This is a genomic window from Candidatus Sodalis endolongispinus (assembly GCF_018777395.1).
Classification (GTDB): Bacteria; Pseudomonadota; Gammaproteobacteria; order Enterobacterales; family Enterobacteriaceae; genus Sodalis_B; species Sodalis_B endolongispinus.
On record NZ_JAFJYC010000002.1, the window covers coordinates 41,428 to 63,477 of the forward strand.

Below are 22,050 nucleotides of genomic sequence, written 5' to 3' on the forward strand. Positions count from 1 at the left end.
TTACCAGGGCGATGCACGCCATGGTCGCCATCAGCGCGAGGGTGGTTGCCACCAACAGCCGGGCGGTAAGGCTATTGGCCTTCATGGCCGGCCTGCAGCGCAAAACCCTGGCCGCGCAGGTTGACAATTTGCGCCACGGCGCCGACCGCGGCGATTTTGCGCCGCAGGCGGTGCACGGCGACATCCAGTGCGTTGGGCGTTACGCCTTCGCCCAGCCCCCAGGCGGCGGCTTCCAGCCGACCGCGGCTGACGACCTGGCCGGACGCCTGAACCAGCGCCAGCAGGATCTGCATCTCGGCCGGCGGTAACGTCGCCGACGCCTGACCCTGTTTCATGCAGCCCTGTTCGGGCAGGACGGTGATGCCGGCAAAGGCCGGCGTCAGGCTGGTTAACGCGCGCGGGCGGCGCATCAACGCCCGTACCCGCGCCACGCATTCTTCAAGAGAAAAGGGTTTGGCCAGATAATCGTCGGCGCCGGATTCCAACCCTTCAATACGATCATTAAGGGCGTCACGCGCCGTCACCATGAGGCAGGGAACGGCAACGCCCAGCGTGCGCAGCCGTTTGACCAAATCCAGACCGTCACCGTCCGGCACGCTGCGATCGACAATGATTACGGCATAGGCGCCCTGAGTGATGGCCTGCCAGGCGTGTTCAATCCGGCCGAACACATCGGCCTGAATACCGGCATGGGCCAGGGCCCGGCCTATGAGCAGCGCCATACGTGCATTATCTTCCAACAGCGCCACCCGATTGGTTGACATAATTTCACTCAAAGCGATAGAGATAGCCCAGGCGCAGCGAAGGGGATGCATCGTGATCGACCAGAGGACTGTCGGTGACGCCGGACCCCCAATAGCGGATACCGACGTCGAGTAACAGATGCTGATGCCGGGTGAGGGCGTAAGCCATTCGCAGGCCACCGTTGATGTTGGTGCTGGCCTTACCGTCGTAGGTCGCGCGATCGGGCCGGCTTTCGCTGTCCCTGACGCCGAAGTAGTAATCAACATCCTTGAGGTCCGCGCGTTGCACTTCGATATAAGGTGTAAAGTGTAAGTCACTATCATAATCGAATGTGCGCTCGACCGCGACCGTTACGCGGTTGCCTTTGCTGTTGTCGGTGGCGCGCAGCCATTCCAGCGAGACTTCGGCGAAAGGGTTGTGCCAGGTGGTCGCCAAACCCAGCGCGAGGCCGCCTTTTCGCTCCGCCATCCCGTCAAGATAATCCGCGTCCGAGGCTTTATACCCCTCGCCCAGGCGATATTGCGCGCGCACGGCGAAATCCACCGGTCCGGCGGAGGGGAGTTTAGCGTCCAGCGTGGTGCCGAAATACCGCAGGTAACGGTTTTCATAGCTCAGCAGCGGCAACACGCCGGCGTCAGTGCCGACCCCGCGATAAGGGCTGCGCTTAAGACTGTTTCCCAGGCCCAGGCCCCAATGCGATTCGTCTTCCGCCGCCGCCGGACTGCCGTTTGCGTCGGCGGCATGGGCCGGCAAAACGCCGGTGCCGGTAAGCAATATAACGGCCATCCAGCGGCGTGGATCTGCGCGAGAAAGTAACATGATGTCCTCATTCCCTGTTCCAAAAAGCCGATTATCCTGTGGCTTTCCTTACCGGTTCCTTACTAGTGCAGTGGAAAGGTAAATATAAGAAACGCCCGGCGCGCGGCCGCCGGGCGTGAGGGCAAGACGCGTCGTCAGCCGGTGGGGCGGAGGACTGGACGTGTTGTTAGCCGCCGGGCGTGAAGGGCAAGATACGCCGTCGGCCGTCGGCCCAGACCGGCTGGCGCCAGACGAGACGAATTTTCACCTGTTGGGCGCTGCGGCACACGCGATTGGCCAAATCCAATTCCGTCTGGGCTACTTTATTGGCCGGCACCACGATTGACACAGTGGCATGGCAAACGCCGGCCGGATCGCAAATGAGCGACGCGATGCAAGCGACGGAGAAATCAGACTCCCCGAACTGCACCGATAACCGGTTCGCCAGGGCCTTCGGCGCACTTGTTGCCAGCGTCGCCGCGCTGGTTTCGGCGCTGCCGGTCGGCGAACGTCTGGGCCGATCGCTTGAACAACGCCAAACGGTACGCCAGCGGCAAATGCCCTGCCAGCAGCCGGCCCGACGCCGACCAGTTAAGCGGAATGCGGGTACCCACGCGGGAACTGACCTGAAAATGATCGCGCCCTTCGGCCATCGCCAGCACCACCATTTTATCGTCGTCACGACCGCAAATTTGCACGGTTTCGCCGCACAAGGCGCTCAGGGCCAGCATTTCCTCGGTGGCGACGCTCAGCAGATTGAGGTTGCGGGCATAGGTCAGGCCATAATGATACAGGCGCGCGCCCAGCCAGACGGTGCCGTTTTCCTGGCGCTCAAGCAGGTTTTTTGCCACCAGATCGTCTACCACCGAATAAATGGTGGAGAGCGGCGCGCCGACGCCCTTCGCCACTTCATAGGAGGTGGCGGGGTGCTGTTGCCGCTGTAGCCAATCGAGGATCTGCAGCGCACGATCGACGCCGCTGGTGCGCACGCGGCGCTTGGCGCCATCGAGATTGGACAGCGGTACGGGTTTACTCATAGCGGCCTCCTGTGGGGAAAGGGTCTGCGCGGCGGTCAATCTGGCCAGCGGGTGATGGCCGCCTGCTGCGCCCACGTCAGTTCCGCCTGGATCCGCGCCAGCACTTGCTGCGCTTGATCATCGTGCAAATTACAGGGGTCAAGGTAGAAAAACCCATGCTCGACCAGGTGATCGCGCACAATGACCGGCGGCGCGCCGGCCGCCAGCGCGTCGGCCAGATCCCAGGCGCTGATGCGCGCGGCGCTGGGGTCAATGCTCACTTTCAGACGATGCAGGGGATTGGCGGTGGGATCCGCTTCATGCCACGCCCTATGCCGCGATTTTGCAGCCAGGCGCTGCGTACTCTCTGTTTGTCGCCGGCCACGATGCCCGAGGTGTGACCGCCGAGAAATTTATGGCCGGAATACAGCACGATATCCGCGCCCTGACGCAAAAATTTTTGCAGATCGTATTCCGATGCAGCATCGACAATCACCGGCACGCCGTATTGATGAGCGACCTGGCAAAACACCTCCAGCGGGATCTGGCCATATTCGACCACGTGATGGGAGACGACATACACCGCCGCCGCGGTGCGTTCATTGATGGCCCCCGACAGGTGATAGGGATAGGCGCTGGTGGCCTGGCCGATACTGACCACTTTGGCGCCGGTCAGGCAAATCGACTGCGCCACCGGCGCGCCGTAATTCACCAAATGTCCGGCCTGGATGATCACCTCGTTTTTGTCGAGCGGCGCCTGCGGCAGACGTTCGATGGCGGCCAGATCATCGCCGGTCATGCAGCCGGCCACCGCGAGCGAGATGCCCGAGGCGCAGGAGGCGGTAATGAAGCCCGCCTCGGCGCCCGTAAGCCGGGCAATCACCTGGCTGGCGTGGCGCTACAGGTCGGCCATTTCAACGAACTGCGGCAAAATGCGGGTCATAGCTGCGATAGCCTCCGGGACCACGATAGATGCTCCCAGCGACGTCATGGTGCCCGAGACATTGATGGCCGGCCGCAAGGGACGGGGTGACTGATTATCGTTGCTGCTCACGGAACGCTCCTTTTTTTGCTGGGTGCTAACGCTCGACCCATTCTTCAAATTGGCTGTGTGCTCACGCCTGACCCATTATTGACATCGGCTGTGTGCTCACGCCCGCCCGCTTATTCAAAAGCGATAATCGCCTCGATCTCGACGGTAATCTGATCGGGCAGAGAGGCAAAACCCACGGCGGAACGGGCATGCACGCCCGTGCCGCCGAACACATCCACCATCAGGTCCGAGCAGCCATTGATCACCTGCGGATGGGCATGAAAGTCGCTGGCGGCGTTCACCATGCCGAACAGTTTCACCACCCGGGTGAGGCGGCCCAGATCGCCAAGAGCCTCGTGGATCACCGCCAAGAGATTGACGCCGGTAAGCTGGGCATGCCGGTAGGCATCGCCGACGCTGACGTCGTGCCCCACTTTGCCGGTGTGTTTCACCCCGCCGGCCTCGACGGGCCCCTGACCGGATAAAAACAGCAGGTTGCCGACGATGACATGGGAGACGAAATTGGCGACGGGGGCCGGCGAGGCGGGCAAAGTAATTCCCCTGGCCGCCAGGCGCTGATAAGGGGTCACTGCCGGCGGCAGGGAAGAGGTAACCTGATTCATAACGCGTGCTCCAAAAAAGCGGACTGATTGATTTCCCTATGGCGAAGACAACTGACCCGGTGGCCGTTGCCCAGCGTTTCGGGCCGGGGCATATTTTCGGCGCAACGCGCCTCGGCGTGGGGGCAACGGGTACGGAAAACGCAGCCGCTTGGCGGGTTGGCAGGACTGGGAATATCGCCGGAAAGCGGGATACGCTGCCGGCGGGCGGCCGGATCCGGCACGGCGGACAGCAGCGCCTGGGTATACGGATGGCGCGGCCGTGCATAGACCTCGCTACAGGGGCCGCTTTCCATAATGCGACCCAAATACATGACGATCACCTCATCGCACAAGTACTCCACCACGCTTAAATCGTGGGCGATAAACAGTACCGTCAGGCCGAGGGCGCGTTGCAGATCGCCCAATAAATTAAGCACCTGCGCCTGTACCGACACATCCAGCGCCGAGACCGGCTCGTCGGCGACGATAAATTTCGGCTCTACCGCCAGCGCGCGGGCGATGCCGATGCGCTGGCGCTGGCCGCCGGAAAATTCGTGGGAGAAACGGTTCGCCTGTTCCGGCTGCAGGCCCACCAGCGTTAAAAGCTCCGCGACCCGCTGCGCCAGGCGCGCACCGCGGGGAAACCCGCGCGTATTGAGCGCCTCGCCGAGAATGTCGCTTACCCGCAGGCGCGGATTCAGGTTGGAATAGGGATCCTGGAAAATAATCTGCATATCGCGCCGGTACCGGTTCATTTGGCGCCGGCTGAGGCGCAGCAAATCCACCCCATCAAATAGGATGCGGCCGCCGCTGGGTTCAATCAGGCGCAGCAGGCTGCGCCCGACGGTGGTGCCGCGGCGCACGCTAAACGAGAGATCCTGCACCGCATATACCTTGGCGCCGTGGCGGGTGGGGAAGGTTTTAGACAGTCCGTCGACCTCAAGCAGGACCGGATCCTGGTCGGGGGCCATCCACCGTTCATCGCGGGTCATAGTTCCTCTCTTCGCAGGCAGCGGGAAAAGGTGGTCTCGCCTACCGGCAATAGCGCCGGCACTTCTTGCTGACAGGCGGCTTGCCGCAACGGGCAGCGCGTGGCAAAGGCGCAGCCGGGGGGCAGTTGGCTAAGTGTTGGCACGCTGCCGGGAATGGCATCCAGCCGGCGGCGTAGCACGTCGGCGCCGATATCGCGCCGCGGATTGGGGGTGCAGGCCATCAGGCAGCGGGTATAAGGGTGGCGCTGATGGCGAAAAATCTTTTCCACCGGGGCGTGCTCTACCACGCGCCCGGCGTACATCACCACCACATCATGGGCTATCTCCGCCACCACCCCCAGATTATGGGTGATGAAAACGATGCTCATGCCCAGCTCCGCCTGCAGCCGGCGCAGTAAGTCCAAAATCTGCGCCTGGATAGTTACGTCCAGGGCGGTGGTGGGTTCGTCGGTAATTAATAATGACGGATTACAGGCCAGCGCCATGGCGATCATCACCCGCTGGCGCATGCCGCCGGAAAGATGATGCGGGTAATCGTCCAGCCGGGCGCTGGCGGCCGGGATTTCCACGCGTTCCAGCATTTGCCGCGCCCGTTCACGGGCCTGGCGTCGCTCCATGGGCTGATGCAGGCGCAGCATTTCCGCTATTTGATCCCCTACGGTAAACAGCGGATTCAGGCTGGTCATCGGCTCCTGGAAAATCATGGCAATTTCGGCGCCGCGGATACGCCGATAGGCCGCATGGGTTAGTGTGCGCAGGTTGTGTACCTGCTGTTGGCGGTCGCGATACAGTATCTCGCCGCCGCTGACGCGGCCGTTGCGCCCCAGTAGCCCCATAATGGACAGGCTGGTGACGGATTTGCCAGAGCCGGATTCCCCCACCACCGCCAGCGTTTGCCCGCGTTTAAGGCTGAAGGTGACGCCATCGACCGGCGTCACCGTCTCATGGCGGGTGCTGAAGAGGGTGCGCAGATCCCTGACGGCGAGCAGGGTATCGGCGGCCAGACCGGTGCTCATGCCTTCCATCCGCAATGAGGGCAGGCGGCATGCGCTTTTACCTGCGGCCGATAGCGGCTGGACGGCCAAGCGCGGGCGCCGATGACCGCATAGCGCGGGTCGAACACCTGATGCAATACGCTTTCCACCCCTTTGGAATCCTTCACCCGCAGCGTATCGTCAAGCAAATGGAACAGGGTAAAATTGGCGCGGCTGCCGACGGCCAGCAGCTCGCCGTAGGGACGGTTGATGGCCCGGCGCGGCGCGGTGCTGGCGGCGATAATCACTTGCTCCAACGGCATGCCAAGCGCCAGCAGTTTGGACAGGGTGGTGGGAAAATCCCACACCGAGCCGTCGATAGAATGCCCATGAATATCGGTGGAAATGGTCTGCGGCAACAGCTGGCGGCTGAGCGCCGCGCGCGCTACCTCAAAAGAGAAGGACGCGCCGCCGTGTCCGACATCGAGGACAATCCAGCGGTCGCGCGCCTGCTCGACCAGCCGGAACAGATCCTCATCCTCCAGAATGAAGCCGCCGATTTTTCCATTAAAGCAGTGGGTGATGATGTCCCCCTCGCCCAACAGGCTCAGCACGTCGTCATACAGCGGCAGCGGTTCGCCCACGTGAACCATGACCGGCAGCTTAAGCACCCGGCCAAGTTTCTTGCCGAGTTTCAGCGGCGCCAGATCCCAGCCTTTGCTGATAACGCCGCTGGCGCGCACTTTCAACCCGACGATACGGTCGCGATTGGCCTCAACGGTGGCGGCGATGCGGTCGACGTCAATGTCGTTCATCGTCGACAGCTCGCTGATGCGGTTGCAGGCCACCAGTCCGATGGAACCGATATTCAAAAACGCGTAAATTTCTTCATCGGCCCGGTCGATGATCCACTCTCGCAGCCCGTGAAAATTGGCTTCACCCGCCGAACCGGCGTCCACCAGCGTCGGCTTGATGGAAATATCGGTGCCGCCGTACCACACATGGGTATGCAGATCGGTCCAACCGGGGGAAATCCAGGCGCCGTCGCCGTCAATGATCCGCGTCTGCGCCGCGACGGTGTCAAGCCGCGGCGCGCACGCCTCAACACAACCGTCGGCGCCGATAAGGATATCCATCTGGGCATTGGCGGGCGTTGCGGCACGGTCAAAGCCGATGGGTCGGACTGCGCGCAGCAGTAATGGCGTAAGGGGAGCATTAGCGAAGACAGTCATCAGGCACCTTTTGACAATCGGGGATCGAGACAATCGCGCAGCGCGTCGCCCAGCAATTGCAGGGAGATCACCGTCAGCAAGATAGCCAGGCCGGGAAACAGCATTATCCAGGGCGCATCATCCATATATTGCCGCCCCTGGCTAATCATGGTGCCCCAGGTGGGAATATCTGGCGAAATGCCGACGCCGAGAAAAGACAATCCGGCTTCGGCCAGAATGGCGTTGGCGAAGATGAACGTAGCCTGCACCAGCAGTGGCGAGGCGATATTGCGCAGGATATGCCGCAGCAGGATCATCGGCGTGGGGACGCCGAGCGCTTTGGCCGCCTCCACATAGGGCAGCTCGCGCACCACCAGCGTCGAGGCGCGCACCACCCGCGCCATGTAGACCGTGCCGAGTGCAATGATGACATTCACGGCGGTCGGCCCCAGCGCCGCCACCAAAGCAATCGCGAGCAGGATATCGGGGAAGGACATCATGGCGTCGATAAGGCGCGAAACAGGGGTATCCAGCCGGCGGAAGTAGCCGGCGGCCAGGCCGAGCACAATACCCGCCAGGGTGGCAAAAACTACCACCGCCGCCCCGACCATGACCGAGGTTTGGCCGGCATACAACATGCGGGTGAACACATCCCGCCCCAGCTCATCGCTGCCGAAGAAGTGACTTAGCCCCGGCGCCGACAGCCGGCTCATGATGGACAGCTTGGCCGGCGGGTATGGCGCAAGCCAAGGGGCGGCCAGCGACGTCGCCATGATCAAAAGCAACAGCACCAGCGCGGCGGCGCAGGCGGGCCGGTTGAGCAGTTGCCAGAAAAAATTGTCCCGTCTGGCGGCGGTGGAAACGGTTAACGTCATGAGAAGCGCACCCTCGGGTCCACCCACAGATAAAGCATGTCGATGAGAAAATTGATAAGGACATATAGCCCGGAAATCACCAGCAGCGTACCCTGAATGACCGGATAATCCCGGCGCAGCACCGCCGATACCATCAGGCTGCCGACGCCCGGCAGCCCGAAAACCGTTTCGGTCACAATGGAGCCGGACACCAGCAGCGCGGCGGTCAGACCGAGCACGGTCAATACCGGGATCAAGGCGTTTTTGAAGGCGTGGCGGATGACGACCCGCCACTCGCTCATCCCTTTGGCGCGCGCGGTGCGCACGTAATCATCGTTAAGGACATCCAGCATACTGGCGCGGGTGAAGCGCAGAATAAGCGCCGAGCTCACGGCGTCCAGCGACAGCGCCGGCAGCACCAGATGGTGCAGACGCGTGCCGAAACCGGCGCCCGGGCCGCCATAGCCAGAGGTATCGAACCAGCCGAGCCTGACGGCGAAAAACTGGATTAACAGCAGGCCCAGCCAGAATGACGGGATGCTGGCGGTCAACATCGACACCGTAGTGGTAACCTGGTCGAACCAACTGCCCCGGTAATAAGCGGAGAGCACGCCGATAGGCAGCGCGATGCACGAGGCAATAACGAGCGCGAACAGCGTGAGAAAAAACGTCGGCTCTGCGCGTTGGGTTAACGCTTCGGTGACCGGAATATTTAAGAAGATCGACTGGCCCAGGTCCCCCTGCGCGATGCCGGCGAGGTAATGCATAAACTGCACCGGCAACGGGGCATTAAGGCCGAGCCGCTCGCGCAGCGCGGCGATGTCGGCGGCATTGGCGTCGGGGCCCAGCATGACTGCGGCCGGATCGCCGGGGGTGACGCGGACGATGATAAAGACAATCGTCACCACCAGCGCCATTACCACCAGCATGCCAATAATGCGCTTCAGTGTTGAACGAAACACGGCGGATCCTCCGTCTTGGGCAACCGTCGCCGGATGCCGCCCAGGGTGAATTACTTCTCCAAATACGCATTCCAGAAATAGGGCCAGGGGGAGGGCACGACCGCCGCCAGCGTCGGCGATTGGGCGATAAGGCTATTAAAGTCGCCCACTTTGAACGCCGGTACCTCGTTGTAGATAGCCTGTTGTACCAAGGCCCACAGCGCGACGCGTTTTTTCGGGTCTGCCTCGCGATTAAACGCATCGACCGCGGCGTGTTTGGTTTCGCTACTCCACCAGCCCGGCGAGTCGTCGGACAACATCCCCGTCAGCGACGGTTCCGGCAGGAAAGGGCTATGGGTAATAAAAATGTCCCATTTGGCCGGATCGGCGCGGTTTTGGGTCAGCGTCGCCCATTCCACCACGTCCAGTTGCACTTTGAAGCCGGCCGCTTCTAGATAGGCTTGTGCCACCTGGGCCATTTTGTAGTGAAACTCATACTGGCGGCTGGTCAAAATACGAATCGGCTTGCCGTCATAGCCTGCCTGCTTCAGTAGAGAGCTGGCCTTGGCGTTATCGCCCATCGGTTTATAAGGCTCGGTGCCGGCCGTGGTATGCCAGACAAAACCCGGTTGATACATGGCACCGTCCACGGTGAAGAAATCCGCCGTGCCGAAGGCGGCCATCAGCATATCCTGCGGCGCCAGCGCCGCCTGTACCGCCCGGCGCGAGGCGAGGTTGGCCATTTCCCCCTGGCGCATATTCATCATCAACACCGGCCAGCCGAACGGTTTCAAAATAACCGGCTTGCTTTTGCCCTGCTGAATGCGCGCCAGGGACTGTACCGGCAGCGAATCGATATAAGCGAATGGTCCTGAAACCGCGCCTTCCACGCGGGTGTTGGCGTCAGGGACCGGCACAAAACGGATCTCGTCAAGATACTGATGGCGCGCGCCGCCATAGCCGTTGGGCGCCTCGGTGCGCGAGGTGTAACCGTCGAAGCGCGCCAGTTAGATATACTGGTCGGTGACGTGCGCCTGCAGCCGATAGGGCCCGGTACCGATGAACTCGCGCAGCGGATCCTGGGTGGTCAGACGCGCGGGCAGGACAACCGCCGCCGAGTTGTTCAGCGCCAGCAGAGCGAGCAAGGGCGCGTAAGGCTGCTTAAGGGTTATCTTGATACTGAAATCATCGGGGACGCTCAGACTGTCGACGACGTTGGCGGTTTGCCGACCGCGGTTGGCGATGCGCATCCAGCGCTCGAGCGAAGCCTGCACATCCCGGGCGGTCATCGCGCTGCCATCATGGAATTTCACCCCGTGGCGCAGGGGGATCAAATAGGTTTTACCATCGGGGGAAATCGTGGGCATGCTTTGCGCCAGCAGTGGCACCAGTCCCCATTGGCTGTCGAAAGTGTAAAGAGTTTCAAAAATATGCTGGGAAATCGTGCCGACCAAATCGGCGCTTGAGACCATGGGATCGAGCGTGGGGGGCTCGCCGATAGTGGCGACATCAATAACGCCGCCTTTTGACGCCGCTGCCAGGGCACCGTTACTGAAAGCGCCCACCGTCAAACAGGCCAACAAAATCGTTCGCAACAGCTTCGACATTATTTTGCCTCATTCAGTATTACATTATAATGGAATATATGACGTAACTAAGTGATTGCTTTTTTTGTAATGACACAGCGGCAATTAATCGTCAACCCTCTTTGTTTTTCAGCATCGGTTTTTGCCGCCTTTCTCACAGGTTCCACTTTATTTTTCCGGCGATACGTTCTTTTTTTGCACGCTTTTCGTTATTATCGGGCAAGATAAAAGGGGAAAATCATAATGTGGCACTGGCAGGGAGGGGAAAACCAGGGTTTCATCACAAATTAAGCATCAGTGGTCCAGCCAGGCTGCGATAATTAATTTTGCAGCGGCATAAAATTAACGTTTTGCCGTTACGTTTATTTCCAATAAAGAAGATGCCTCGCCGCTGGAGTGGAAGAAGAATATGGCGAAAATGGCAAACCTGAGAATATTGCGGGTTGACAAAAAAGTTTTATGCCGCATAGGATGAAAGTAGGGTAACACCAGCGCTGCCAGTTTAGAGGTTATAGGTAATGTATTGAAAATAGTGCCCATTCATGGCTGTTCTCTCGCGGTTTCGCTGCCGCGCCCGTTATTCAAGGCGATGGGTTAAATATAAGATTTCATTATCCCATTCCATAATTACAGAACGCATGCCGGCCGCGCGGCTGACATCTTTTTGCTGCTGCATTAACAGAGATATATTAATCCGTCTGGCGCGAGTCACTTATTTTAGGCTATTCCATTATTGCAGATGAAATGGGCGCAATGAAAAAATTAACCCGAACGGTGTTATTGGCGCTAAGTGTAAATCCATTACAGGCGGCAGACACCGGCAACGGCGTAATAAATGTTGCCACTATCGGCGAGCCGCCCACGCTCGATCCGATGGCGACTACCACGGATTTGGTGGCGATGATTTCTCAGCATCTGTTTGAAACCCTTTACACCTTCAACGCAAAATGGGAGGTGGTGCCATTGCTGGCACAATCGCTGCCGACCGTTTCCGCCGACGGCAAAAACTATGATATTCCGCTGTGCGCCAATATTCATTTTCATAATGGTAAGCTAATGACGCCGGCGGATGTGGTGGCGTCCCTGGAGCGCTGGTTGCACATCGCTTCGCGCGGAAAACAGGTCGCGCCCTTTATTGCCGCCGTCACCGCCCACGGCGAGCACGGCGTGCGTATCACCCTCCATCGCCCTTATTCGCCGCTACTGTCCCTACTGGCGTTCAACAACTCCGCCGCAGCTACCATGCCAGCGGCGCAATTGTCCAGTCCGCTGACGCACTTTATTGGCACCGGGCCTTATCGTCTAAAGTAACATCGGCCCGATCAGTATATCCAATTGGTGCGATTTGAGGGTTATCAACCGCGCAGCGAGGCGCCGGACGGCTTTAGCGGCGCGCGCCATCCGCTGCTGCGTGAGATCCGCTTCGTGCCGATAGTGGATGAGAACACCCGCTTGAACGGCATCCTCTCAGGGCAATTCGACTACGCCGATTCGCTACCGCCGGAAAATTACCCCAGCCTGAAAAATGCCGCCAAAGCGGAGCCAGTATTCCAACAGCCGTTCGGCCTGGCGGTGATGGTGATGAACACGCGCCAAGGCGTGATGGCCAATCAATGGATCCGTCAGGCGGTGCAGGCGGCGCTGAACCCGCAGGATATGCTGATGGCGGCGTTCGGCACGCCGGCGTTTTTCAGCGCCGAAGGGGCGCTGTATCCAGCGAACTACGTCTGGCACAGCGAGCAGGGGGTCGCACGCTACAATGCCGCGTCGCCGTCTGAGGCGGCGGCCTTGCTGAAAAAAGGCGGTTATCGTGGCGAGACGGTGCGTATCCTGACCAGCCGTCAGTATGAATTTCACTATAAAATGGCGCTGGTGGCGGCGGAATATCTCAAGGCCGCCGGCATGAAGGTCAAGCTGGATATCTACGACTGGGCCACCTTGACCACCCGGCGCGCCGACCCCGGCCTGTGGGATATGTTTGTCACCCACGGCCCGTTTCCGCCTGAGCCTATTCTCAACAGCTGGATGTCCGATGATTATCCCGGCTGGTGGGCGACGCCTGAGAAAAAGCGGGCGGTAGAAGCCTATATCAGCGAGCCGGACGCACAAAAGCGCCTGGCGTTGTTTGTCGCGATTCAACAGCTGTTCTATGAACAGGCGCCGGTCTACAAGGTAGGCAATTTCAATACCCTGTCCGCCAAAGCACGCACCTTGCAACACTTCACGCCTTCGCCGTGGCCGTTTTTTTGGGACGTCGACACCCGGCAACCATAACCTTTTATTATTAAACGAGAACACGGGCCATGAGTAAGCCATTTCCGCCGGATTTTCTCTGGGGCGTCGCGGCATCCGCCTTTCAGACCGAAGGGGCCACGCGCGAGGACGGCCGCGGGCAGAGCGTGTGGGATGAATACAGCGACACCCCGGGCAATACGGTTAACGGCGACACCGCCGATATTGCCTGCGATCATTATCACCGGTATCCGGAAGATATTGCCCTGATGCGGCAACTGGTGGTAAAGGCGTACCGCCTCTCCATTGCCTGGCCGCGTATTTTGCCCGAGGGCCGGGGAAAGGTTAATCCATTGGGGCTGGATTTTTATGACCGGGTTATCGATTTGCTGTTGCATGAGGGTATCGCGCCGTGGATTTGCCTGCACCATTGGGATATGCCGGTGGCGGTCGAAGCGACGGGCGGCTGGCGCACGCGGGACACCGCCGCCGTTTTTGCCGATTACGCCGCGGTAGTGGCGCGTCATTTCGCCGATCGGGTGAAGTTTTATGCGCCGATTAACGAGCCCAATGTCATTCCCTGGGTGGCCTATAACCTGGGACGGCATGCGCCGGGGCGGCAAAACCGTGACGCGTGCCTGCGCGCGGTGCATCACCTGAATCTGGCCCACTGCATGACCGTCAGAGCCCTGCGCGCCGAAGTGTCCGGCGCGCACATCGGTAGCATTATTTCCCTCTGGCCGGTACATCCCCAGAACGACGACGGGCCTCACCGTGAGGCGCAGGTGCTGGGGGAGTGCCTGTGGCGGCGGTTGATGGTGGATCCGTTGTGGCTCGGCCGTTATCCTGAGCCGCTGGCCAGCCAGCTGGCGCCCTTGGTTAAGCCCGGGGGATATGGCCTGCATTCACCAGAAAATGGATTTCTTCGGCCTTAATCATTACAACCGGGTTTACGTCTGCCCCAACGCCAACGCCAGCTGGGGCGTGGCGGAAACCGCGCCGCCGCCCGGCCTGCCGTTAACCGACGTCAACTGGTTCATCGATCCCTCGGCGTTTTTGGAACAAATTCAGGATACCGCCCGGCGCTACGGCAATCCGCCGATGTATATCACTGAAAACGGCGCCGCCTTCCCCGACGCGCTGCCTCCCGATCGCCGCGTGGTGGATACCGACCGCATTCGCTACTTTGAGGGGTATCTGGCGGCGATGCACCAGGCAATAGCCGATGGCTGCGACGTCCGGGACTATTTCGCCTGGTCGCTGATGGATAATTTTGAATGGTGGCGCGGCTACAGCAAGCGTTTCGGGCTGGTGTATACCGATTATCCCACCCTGCAACGCATTCACAAACAATCCTATTATTGGTTGCAGCAGGTAATTAAGCAAAACGCCTTGCGCTAAAGCGCCATACGCTTGAAAGGTGCTGAGCTGAACAATCCCCGGTACAAACGCCCTCCAGGGAAGGCGTGACGCTGAATAAACGCTGGACAGCAAGGTCCCGGGAGGAATAGCGCTTAGCGGGCGGAAAAGCGCCTAAAGGAAAAGCGTCAAGGTGCGCTCCCTTTATTGTCAAAGCAGGTCGCAAACAGAAAGGGGGACGCTCGCGCATTTGCCCCGCCTGTGGCGTTGCCCGTGATAGACCCTTCACGCCCTGGCGCTATGCCAAACCCCGGTTCGCCGCGGCACTGCCTCTAATACCCCCGTCTTCCTCACGCTTTCGCTTCATTGTGTGGTCCTGTATCGGCCACCGCCAATAAGGTTGTATGGCGTCCGCAACATAACGTCATCCCCGCATCTCTGTCCTCGCGACCTATGGGTGATACGACAACGCCAATAATCGAAGACATTGTTGTGAATTACGTCACATTGCAAAACGAGGAAATAAGTGGAGCGGAGAAAATATCAGGGATTAGCCAGCGTATTTAATCATAACCAAAAAATATGATAAACAAAAAGATTAATACAATCAGGTGGTTAGTAATATCTTTATCCGCTGGAAAATGGCCTGAGTAAATGGTTTCCCCACAGGGGGGAAATTATTTATTTGTTACGCCGCGATGCTCTGTAATGAACTGCATAGCAGCACTTAATTAGTGTTACTTTTCGTCGCGAATAGCGCATCGTTGGCTTCAGGACAGCGGCGAAATTAACTGCATAGGACAATATATGGATCAAATTGAAAAAATAAACGGCGTGGCGATGGCTATTATTATGGATGCCGGCGATGCGCGAGCATTGATTACCGATGCCCTTTTAGCCATTGAAAACAACCAGTTCAGCCTTGCTGAAGAAAAAATCCACCAGGCGCAGCAAAAAGTAAAATCCGCCCACGGCAACCAGACGGATATTGTGCAACGCGAAATACACGGTGAATTATTTCCGGCCTCGCTGCTCTTTACCCATGCGCAAGATACGTTGATGACCATTAACAGTGAATTGCTGATGAGTCGGCATCTGCTCAAGATTTTCCGCGCCCTGGATAAACGCATAAGCGGGCTGACGCTGCAGAAATTACCCTGATCGTCGCCGCCACCACCAGGCTGGCGCCAACAACCCGTTACCTGCCGGATTACCCGCAATAGGAAAAATATATGCAACAGTTTCAATACACTATCCAAGACGACCTCGGGATCCACGCCCGTCCTGCCGGCCTGCTGGTTCGTCTCGCATTGAGCTTTCGTTCGGCGTTGCTTATTGCCAAAAATGACGATGACGTGAGCCTTAAGAAGATCTTCACCGTCATGGGGCTAAATGTGAAATGCGGCGATACGGTGACGGTATCCGCCAACGGTGAGGATAAGCACCAGGCTATCGCCGCGCTGCACGCCTTTTTCCGGCAACACCTTTAACGCCCGGGAGAAAACTCTGATGCAGATAGCGACAGGAATAGCTGTTCGGACCGAGCCGGCCTCCTGTTTACAGGCGTCGGCGTGCGGGTTACCGCCCAAAAAAAACACAACAGCTCGACCCGAATTGAAAAAGCACGCCTGGGGTAATAGACGTATTGGGATTGGCCGGGCCAAGAGTAAATATTTTCACTGCGGAGGTGAAACGGGGTATTTGTACGTAAAGGCAGGTGAGTCACAATAAACTACCTTACCGAGGTCATTTTATTCAAAGGTCCAGGACGCTATGAAAAAATTAAACATATTATTGATTTGTGGTTCAGGCGCATCCAGCGGGTTTCTCGCCGCAAATATCAGCAAAGAGGCGGCAAAGCGGCAGCTTGACTGTAATATCGTTGCCCGTAGCGAGGCCGAAGTTGAAAGTTATTTACAGGAAATAGACTGCCTGATGGTTGGGCCGCATCTGAAATATTTGATTCCAGAATTGGAAGACAAAGTTGCGACGATGAATATTAAAGTCATTTTGATGGAAAAATCCTATTATTCGCTATTGGATGTCGCCAAGGCACTGGATTACCTTTTCACCACAATACAAAACGATTAAGTGAGGCATGACCAAAATGCATAAATTTATCGACTGGATGGAGGTGCATTTCGCGCCGCCAATGAACAAGATCAACCGCAACGTCTTGGTTTTGACCTTAAAAGACTCCATTATGCAGGTATTGCCGATGATTTTGGTCGGTTCGCTGGTGACCGTATTGTCGATCATAAAAAATTTCTTACCCTGGTTCCCCAACCTGACGACCTTATCCAGTTACACGATGGGGCTGATTTCAGTATTTATTTCGTTTTTGATTCCATTTAACTACATGGAAAAAAGAAAATCAGCAAAATGCGTTTGATTGCCGGTATGAGTGGCATCGCGTTATTCATGATTATCGTTAAATTGCAGGAGACCTCAGCCCTGCAATTCAAATATTTCGGCGCCGGCGGCATGTTTGTCGCTATCATTGCCGGGATATACGTTGCTTTTATCATGGGCATCGCCGGCAAGTATTCTTTCTTCAAGCAAGACAGTGCTATCCCGGATTTTGTACGCGTCTGGTTTGACGCCATTATTCCCATTCTGGTGGTAACAGCCACCGGCTGGCTGGCGGTGTATATTCTGCACCTGGACCTCTATCAGATATTGCTCAATATTTTCACGCCCATCACCAGCTTCGCGCAAACGTTACCCGTATTCCTGCTGATTACCTTTCTCGGTGTGTTCCTCTATTCCATGGGGATCAGCGGATGGGTGCTTTTTCCCATCACCAAACCTATATTCCTGGCGGGAATTACCGCCAATATGGCGGCGGTCGCCGCCGGTGGCGTGGCAACGAATATTGTCACGGCGGAGGTGTTGTATTCCGGCTGGGTGGCGATTGGCGGGATTGGCGCAACATTGCCGCTGGTCATTATGCTGGCCCGATCGAAATCCCGTCGACTTAAAGCGCTGGGATCAGCGTCGCTGGTACCCGGCATCTTCAATATTAACGAGCCGGTTATTTTTGGCGCCGTGGCCTGGAACCCGATATTGATGGTACCGCTGTGGCTGCAGGGCATTATTTTACCGCTGATTACCTATGTCGTTTTGCGTATGGGCGCGGTGAATATCCCCGCCGCGGTATTCGATATGTGGTACTGCCCATTCCCGATCTCGACCTGGATTGTGTCGCAGGATCTGAACGGCCTTATCTTATTGGCGGTGCTCGCCATCCTGAGCAGCTTGATTTGGTACCCCTTCTTCAAGATTTATGAGAAACAGCAACTGGCCTCGGAACAGGCCGCGGTGTGAAGAAAAACGGATGCATCCTCTGTCCCCGATACGCGTCCCGCGGGCCGCTTGATTACAGGAGTAGACTATTTTGACCAGCAAACGAAGTGCCGATGGTTTTCCCGATAAATTTTTGTGGGGCGGCGCGGTCGCCGCCAATCAATGTGAAGGCGCCTGGCAGGAATATGGTAAAGGCTGGTGCGTGGCGGATATTAACCTTTACCGCAACGATGTCGCATTTGACAAGAAATACAACGAGGAAATTACCGCTCAGGCGATTTTGTCCGCCATGCAGGACACCCAAGGCGTTTATCATAAACGCCACGCCATCGACTTTTATCATACCTATAAACAAGACTTAAAGTTATTAGCCGAAACCGGAATGAACGCGTTTCGCACTTCGATCAATTGGTCGCGCATTTACCCTAATGGCGACGAATTAACGCCGAATGAGGCCGGACTGCGTTTTTACGATGCCCTTATCGATGAAATCATCGCCAACGGCATGGAGCCGGTGATAACGCTATCGCACTACGAGATACCGTTGCATTTGACGACCGCTTATAGCGGTTGGTATTCGCGCGAGCTGGTTGACTTCTTCGTGCGCTACTGCGAAACGGTGTTTACCCGCTATCAGCATAAGGTGAAATATTGGATAATCGTCAACCAAATCAATTTGATCGTTCATGAATCCTTTAATCATCTGGGGATTGCGGAAGATAAAGTGAGCCACCTTGCCGAAGCAAAATATCAAGGCGTCCATAACGAAATGGTCGCTTGTGCCAAGGCCACGGCGATTGCGCGCCGCATCAACCCGGCCTTTCGCATCGGCATGATGTTTGCCGACGGTATCAGTTATCCCGCCACCTGCAAGCCGTAAGATGTGCTGGCGACCGTGCGCCGCAACCAGATGGAATATTTTTATGGCGACGTGCTGCTGCGCGGCCGTTATCCGGGATACGCTTTCCGCTATTTTGAGGAGCAAGGCATTACCCTGCAATTCTACCCGGGCGACGAGGAGGCATCGCGCCACACCATTTTATGGCGATGTCTTATTACTACACCCGTATCAGCGATGCGCAAAGCGTCCAGAAACATAAAACGTCTTACGCCAACCCGCATATTCAGGCCAGCGATTGGGGATGGGGTATCGACCCGATAGGCTTGCGCACCAAGCTCAATTTGTATTGGGATCGCTATCAGATGCCAGTTATGATCGCCGAAAATGGCATTGGCGCGATTGATAAGCGGGATGAAAACGGCGAGGTGCAGGACGACTACCGCATCGAGTATATGCGCACCCACCTGGCGCAGGTGAAAGAGGCGGTCCGTGACGGCGTCGAGATTATCGGGTATTTCCCCTGGGGGCCCATCGATATCGTCAGCTGTTCTTCATCGGAGATGAGCAAGCGTTACGGATTTATTTATGTCGATCTGGACGATTACGGGCAGGGCAGCGGCGCGCGCAGCCGCAAGAAGAGCTATCGCTGGTACCAGCGGGTCATCGCCAGCCACGGCGAATCGCTTTGAGTCTCGCAGGCAAACCCGCATTGCTGGCGATGGCCGCCGGGACTTGCTGGGGCACCTCGGGCATGGTGATGCGTTATCTGGTGACCTATGGGTTCGATGCGGTTGAAATCGGCGCCCTACGGCTGCTGGTCGCCGCGGCGGCGGTGAGCGCCGCCGCGCTGCACGGTAAGGCCGGTATGCGCATCCGCCTGCGGCAGGTGCCGTGGCTGGTGGTCATGGGGGCGGGCGGCCTTTTTCTGTTCTCGCTGTGCTATGTCCTGTCGGTGCGTGAGGTCTCGCTCTCGTTGACCGCCGTACTCATTTATACCTCGCCAATGATCGTTATGCTGCTGTCGGTTTGGGTTTTCCATGAAGCATTAACGCGGCGCAAGTGGGTGGCGCTGACTCTTACGTTCAGCGGCTGCAGTCTGGCGGCGGGGATTTTTCCTGCCGCAGTATATTACTCATGGCGCGGGATCGGTTTTGCCCTGCTTGCCGCGCTACTGTATGCCCTATATGGAATAATGGCGAAAATACAGACCCGACGCTCCAAGGCGTTAACGGTCACCGCCTGGAGCCTCATCTTTGGCGCCGCGGCCGCGCTGCTGGTGGCTGGATATCCCCCATGGTCTGCGCCTTATACAAGCCGCACCCGCGTCGCTTATTTGGATTGCGGTGATAGGGGTGGTGAATACCGCACTGCCTTATTGGCTTTACACCCAGGCGGTCAGTCAGGGAGAAGCGAGCCTGGCGGCCATGATGGCCTCTGTGGAACCCGTGGTGGCGACGCTCCTGGGCATGATGGTATTTCCATGAAACACAGGGGCTGTGGTCCTGTTTGGGCACGGTGTTGGTCATCTTTGGCTTGGTGGTGATGCATCGCCCGACCCTGCGGCAAACCGCGCTGCCGTCCAGCACTGGATAAGCGCAGGCGCGATAGCCCAAAGGAGAGGAAATGCAAAATAAACATCTAAAATTGCTGCGTGTGTTTCTGGACAACGCCGACGCGCTCACCGCGCAGCGGCTGGCGATGACGATGGCAGTCAGCGATCGCAGCGTCAAAAATTACATCACGGAGATCAACGCCGGCGAACCCGGGCTTATCCAATTCTCACATCGTGGCTATTCGGTGGACAAAGCGCGGGCGATGCGCGTGTTATCCAGCCACAGTCACAAGATGCCACAGACGCCGGAAGAACGGGTCAACTATTTGTTGACCCAATTATTAAACAGTCGTCAGCCGGCAACGCAAATGCCGGATCTGTACGGCCTGAGCGACGATCTGTGCGTCAGCTACGAAACCGTGAAAAAAGATCGGTTACTGGTGAGGAAAAAGCTCAAGGATTTTAATCTTTATCTGACCGTCGCCAACGACAATTTGTTGATTGAAGGGCTGGAGCGGGACAAGCGCCGGATGTTTTCCAGCCTGCTTTATGCTGAATTCAGCGCCAACATTCTCAGTCTGGCGGAGATTGGGCGCGTGTTTCCGCAATACGATATCGATTTGCTGGTCTCCCTTTTGGTGGAATCATGCAAATCCTATCATTACTTTATCAATGAATATGCCTTGCTGAGTCTGGTGCTGGACGTGGTCATCAGTATCGACCGCATCCGCAATGACCATACCTTTAACTATAGCGCCAACGCGCAGCTCCCGGCCGGCGAGAAAAAATACGACGAGCGCGAAACCACACTGGCCCGCAAGGTAATCAACGATATCGAACAGCATTTCGATGTTATCTATAACGAGCTAGAAGCGGAAGCACTGACCGTGGTCTTGCTCAGTAGTCTTATCAGAATCGACATGGACGAAATCCATGCCGGCAACATCGATGCGCTGGCCGGAAAAAAATGTATGTCGCTGGTGGCGATACTGCGCAAGGAGTTGCAACGCTATGATTTTATTGATGACGATGGAGAACAGTTTCTGGTCCGTTTCACCATTCACATTCGCAACCTGCTGGTACGGCTGCAGCACGGACATGTCACCCGCAATCCGCTAACGGAACATATCAGAACCTCCTGTCCGCTGATATTTGAATGCGCGGTGGCGATTTCAGAAAAAATACGCTAGGCGACCGGCTTCACCGTGGATGAACACGAAATTGCCTATATAGCGCTGCATATCGGCAGTATTCTGGGTAACCAAATTGCCGGGCAGAATAAAGTCAGTTGCGTTTTGCTGGTGTCGCAGTATCACAATCATACCAACCGACTGGTAGCGCAAATCGATAATCTGTTTGGCCAGCATCTTATTATACGGGCTATCGTGACCACCTACGAAGAATTCGAGAAGCTGCCTGCGCCCGATTTTCTTATCTCCACGCTGCGGATCCCGCAAACCATGATGGAATGGGTGTATATCAGTCCGTTTTTAACCGACAGGGACATCTCTGCGTTACAGTACAAAGTCGAGCGGGTAAGGCAAAAAAAGAAACGGACACGGCTGCTGGAAAACTTGCAGCTAATTTCCAATGAAGCGCTGTTTTTCCACAATCCGACGCTGGCGGATGAAAACGAGGCGATTCCTTTTATGGCCGATGCGCTGCACCGCCACGGCTACGTGGATGCCTCTTTCGTAGCGGATGTTTTCCAGCGTGAGCGCGGTTACTCCACCACGTTCGGTAACATCGCCGTGCCGCATTCGATGAAAATGAACGCCGCGAAAACCGGTCTGTGCGTGGTGATAAGCGAAAAAACCTTCCCTTGGGGTAACAGCAGAGTCAACGTGGTACTGCTTTTTTCCATCAATCAGGCCGAACGCGCGCTGTTTTACGATATTTTTGATAATTTGATCGTCTTGCTGCTAGAACCGCCCCATTTGAAAAAAGCGAGCGAATGCCGGACATGGCAAGAATTTGTCTCTACCATCATCGACTGCTTTTAAGCGGCC

The 22,050-nt window shown here is 57.3% G+C and carries 21 protein-coding genes and 4 pseudogenes; 11 read left to right on the forward strand and 14 right to left on the reverse strand.

Annotated features, from left to right (window positions below; genetic code table 11):
- Positions 1-71: 71 nt before the first annotated feature.
- The 14 genes and pseudogenes from JZM24_RS13325 to JZM24_RS13390 all read right to left on the reverse strand — a co-directional run bounded on the left by JZM24_RS13325 (position 72) and on the right by JZM24_RS13390 (position 10,772).
- A complete protein-coding gene (locus tag JZM24_RS13325) occupies positions 72-764 on the reverse strand; it encodes a response regulator transcription factor (RefSeq protein ID WP_215670238.1) in 693 nt (230 codons plus the stop codon).
- A gap of 4 nt (positions 765-768) precedes the next feature.
- Positions 769-1,563 carry a MipA/OmpV family protein gene (locus JZM24_RS13330; protein ID WP_215670240.1) on the reverse strand — a complete coding sequence of 265 codons (795 nt, stop codon included), beginning with the start codon at positions 1,561-1,563 and terminating at the stop codon, positions 769-771.
- A gap of 166 nt (positions 1,564-1,729) precedes the next feature.
- Positions 1,730-1,891: a hypothetical protein gene (locus JZM24_RS13335; protein WP_215670242.1), complete on the reverse strand. Its 162-nt coding sequence runs from the start codon at positions 1,889-1,891 to the stop codon at positions 1,730-1,732.
- Positions 1,892-1,952: 61 nt separating this feature from the next.
- Positions 1,953-2,579, reverse strand: a complete 627-nt coding sequence (locus JZM24_RS13340) for an IclR family transcriptional regulator (protein ID WP_215670244.1) — start codon at positions 2,577-2,579, stop codon at positions 1,953-1,955.
- Between the two features lie 35 nt (positions 2,580-2,614).
- Positions 2,615-2,839 (reverse strand): hypothetical protein, encoded by a 225-nt coding sequence (locus JZM24_RS13345; protein WP_215670246.1) that lies wholly within the window; start codon positions 2,837-2,839, stop codon positions 2,615-2,617.
- Between the two features lie 2 nt (positions 2,840-2,841).
- Positions 2,842-3,441, reverse strand: coding sequence for an aminotransferase class V-fold PLP-dependent enzyme (locus JZM24_RS13350; RefSeq protein WP_215670248.1), 600 nt, complete (start codon positions 3,439-3,441; stop codon positions 2,842-2,844).
- A 15-nt stretch (positions 3,442-3,456) separates the two neighbouring features.
- Positions 3,457-3,612, reverse strand: a complete 156-nt coding sequence (locus JZM24_RS13355; protein WP_215670250.1) for a hypothetical protein — start codon at positions 3,610-3,612, stop codon at positions 3,457-3,459.
- Positions 3,613-3,722: 110 nt separating this feature from the next.
- Positions 3,723-4,214, reverse strand: a complete 492-nt coding sequence (locus JZM24_RS13360) for a RidA family protein (protein WP_215670252.1) — start codon at positions 4,212-4,214, stop codon at positions 3,723-3,725.
- Entirely contained in the window at positions 4,211-5,185 is a 975-nt protein-coding gene (locus JZM24_RS13365; RefSeq protein WP_246580060.1) for an ABC transporter ATP-binding protein, read from the reverse strand. Before JZM24_RS13365 ends, JZM24_RS13360 begins: the two co-directional genes overlap by 4 nt.
- Positions 5,182-6,201, reverse strand: a complete 1,020-nt coding sequence (locus JZM24_RS13370) for an ABC transporter ATP-binding protein (protein ID WP_215670254.1) — start codon at positions 6,199-6,201, stop codon at positions 5,182-5,184. The genes JZM24_RS13365 and JZM24_RS13370 overlap by 4 nt, the downstream gene beginning before the upstream one ends.
- A complete protein-coding gene (locus tag JZM24_RS13375; protein ID WP_215670256.1) occupies positions 6,198-7,391 on the reverse strand; it encodes an amidohydrolase/deacetylase family metallohydrolase in 1,194 nt (397 codons plus the stop codon). Before JZM24_RS13375 ends, JZM24_RS13370 begins: the two co-directional genes overlap by 4 nt.
- Positions 7,391-8,245, reverse strand: a complete 855-nt coding sequence (locus tag JZM24_RS13380; protein ID WP_215670258.1) for an ABC transporter permease — start codon at positions 8,243-8,245, stop codon at positions 7,391-7,393. The genes JZM24_RS13375 and JZM24_RS13380 overlap by 1 nt, the downstream gene beginning before the upstream one ends.
- A complete protein-coding gene (locus JZM24_RS13385) occupies positions 8,242-9,186 on the reverse strand; it encodes an ABC transporter permease (RefSeq protein ID WP_215670260.1) in 945 nt (314 codons plus the stop codon). Before JZM24_RS13385 ends, JZM24_RS13380 begins: the two co-directional genes overlap by 4 nt.
- A 50-nt stretch (positions 9,187-9,236) precedes the next feature.
- A pseudogene (locus JZM24_RS13390) lies at positions 9,237-10,772 on the reverse strand (ABC transporter substrate-binding protein).
- An 879-nt stretch (positions 10,773-11,651) separates the two neighbouring features.
- Here JZM24_RS13390 and JZM24_RS13405 point away from each other — a divergent pair.
- The 11 genes and pseudogenes from JZM24_RS13405 (at position 11,652) to JZM24_RS13460 (ending at position 22,044) form a co-directional block, all read left to right on the forward strand.
- Positions 11,652-13,025, forward strand: a pseudogene (locus JZM24_RS13405) (ABC transporter substrate-binding protein).
- A 29-nt stretch (positions 13,026-13,054) separates the two neighbouring features.
- Positions 13,055-14,384 (forward strand): annotated as a pseudogene (locus JZM24_RS18765) (GH1 family beta-glucosidase).
- 765 nt (positions 14,385-15,149) lie between these two features.
- A complete protein-coding gene (locus tag JZM24_RS13420; RefSeq protein WP_215670271.1) occupies positions 15,150-15,503 on the forward strand; it encodes a PTS lactose/cellobiose transporter subunit IIA in 354 nt (117 codons plus the stop codon).
- Between the two features lie 71 nt (positions 15,504-15,574).
- Entirely contained in the window at positions 15,575-15,832 is a 258-nt protein-coding gene (locus JZM24_RS13425; protein ID WP_215670273.1) for an HPr family phosphocarrier protein, read from the forward strand.
- A gap of 283 nt (positions 15,833-16,115) precedes the next feature.
- Positions 16,116-16,433, forward strand: a complete 318-nt coding sequence (locus tag JZM24_RS13430; RefSeq protein ID WP_215670275.1) for a PTS sugar transporter subunit IIB — start codon at positions 16,116-16,118, stop codon at positions 16,431-16,433.
- Positions 16,434-16,449: 16 nt separating this feature from the next.
- Positions 16,450-16,734 (forward strand): hypothetical protein, encoded by a 285-nt coding sequence (locus tag JZM24_RS13435; RefSeq protein ID WP_215670277.1) that lies wholly within the window; start codon positions 16,450-16,452, stop codon positions 16,732-16,734.
- Positions 16,725-17,669 carry a PTS transporter subunit EIIC gene (locus JZM24_RS13440; RefSeq protein ID WP_215670279.1) on the forward strand — a complete coding sequence of 315 codons (945 nt, stop codon included), beginning with the start codon at positions 16,725-16,727 and terminating at the stop codon, positions 17,667-17,669. The genes JZM24_RS13435 and JZM24_RS13440 overlap by 10 nt, the downstream gene beginning before the upstream one ends.
- A gap of 70 nt (positions 17,670-17,739) precedes the next feature.
- Positions 17,740-19,178, forward strand: a pseudogene (locus tag JZM24_RS13445) (glycoside hydrolase family 1 protein).
- Positions 19,175-20,032, forward strand: coding sequence for a DMT family transporter (locus tag JZM24_RS13450; RefSeq protein ID WP_215670281.1), 858 nt, complete (start codon positions 19,175-19,177; stop codon positions 20,030-20,032). Before JZM24_RS13445 ends, JZM24_RS13450 begins: the two are co-directional and overlap by 4 nt.
- 80 nt (positions 20,033-20,112) lie before the next feature.
- Complete coding sequence (locus JZM24_RS13455; RefSeq protein ID WP_215670283.1) at positions 20,113-21,231, forward strand: BglG family transcription antiterminator; 1,119 nt, start codon at positions 20,113-20,115, stop codon at positions 21,229-21,231.
- A 15-nt stretch (positions 21,232-21,246) separates the two neighbouring features.
- A complete protein-coding gene (locus tag JZM24_RS13460) occupies positions 21,247-22,044 on the forward strand; it encodes a PTS sugar transporter subunit IIA (protein WP_215670285.1) in 798 nt (265 codons plus the stop codon).
- The last annotated feature ends 6 nt before the right edge of the window (positions 22,045-22,050 follow it).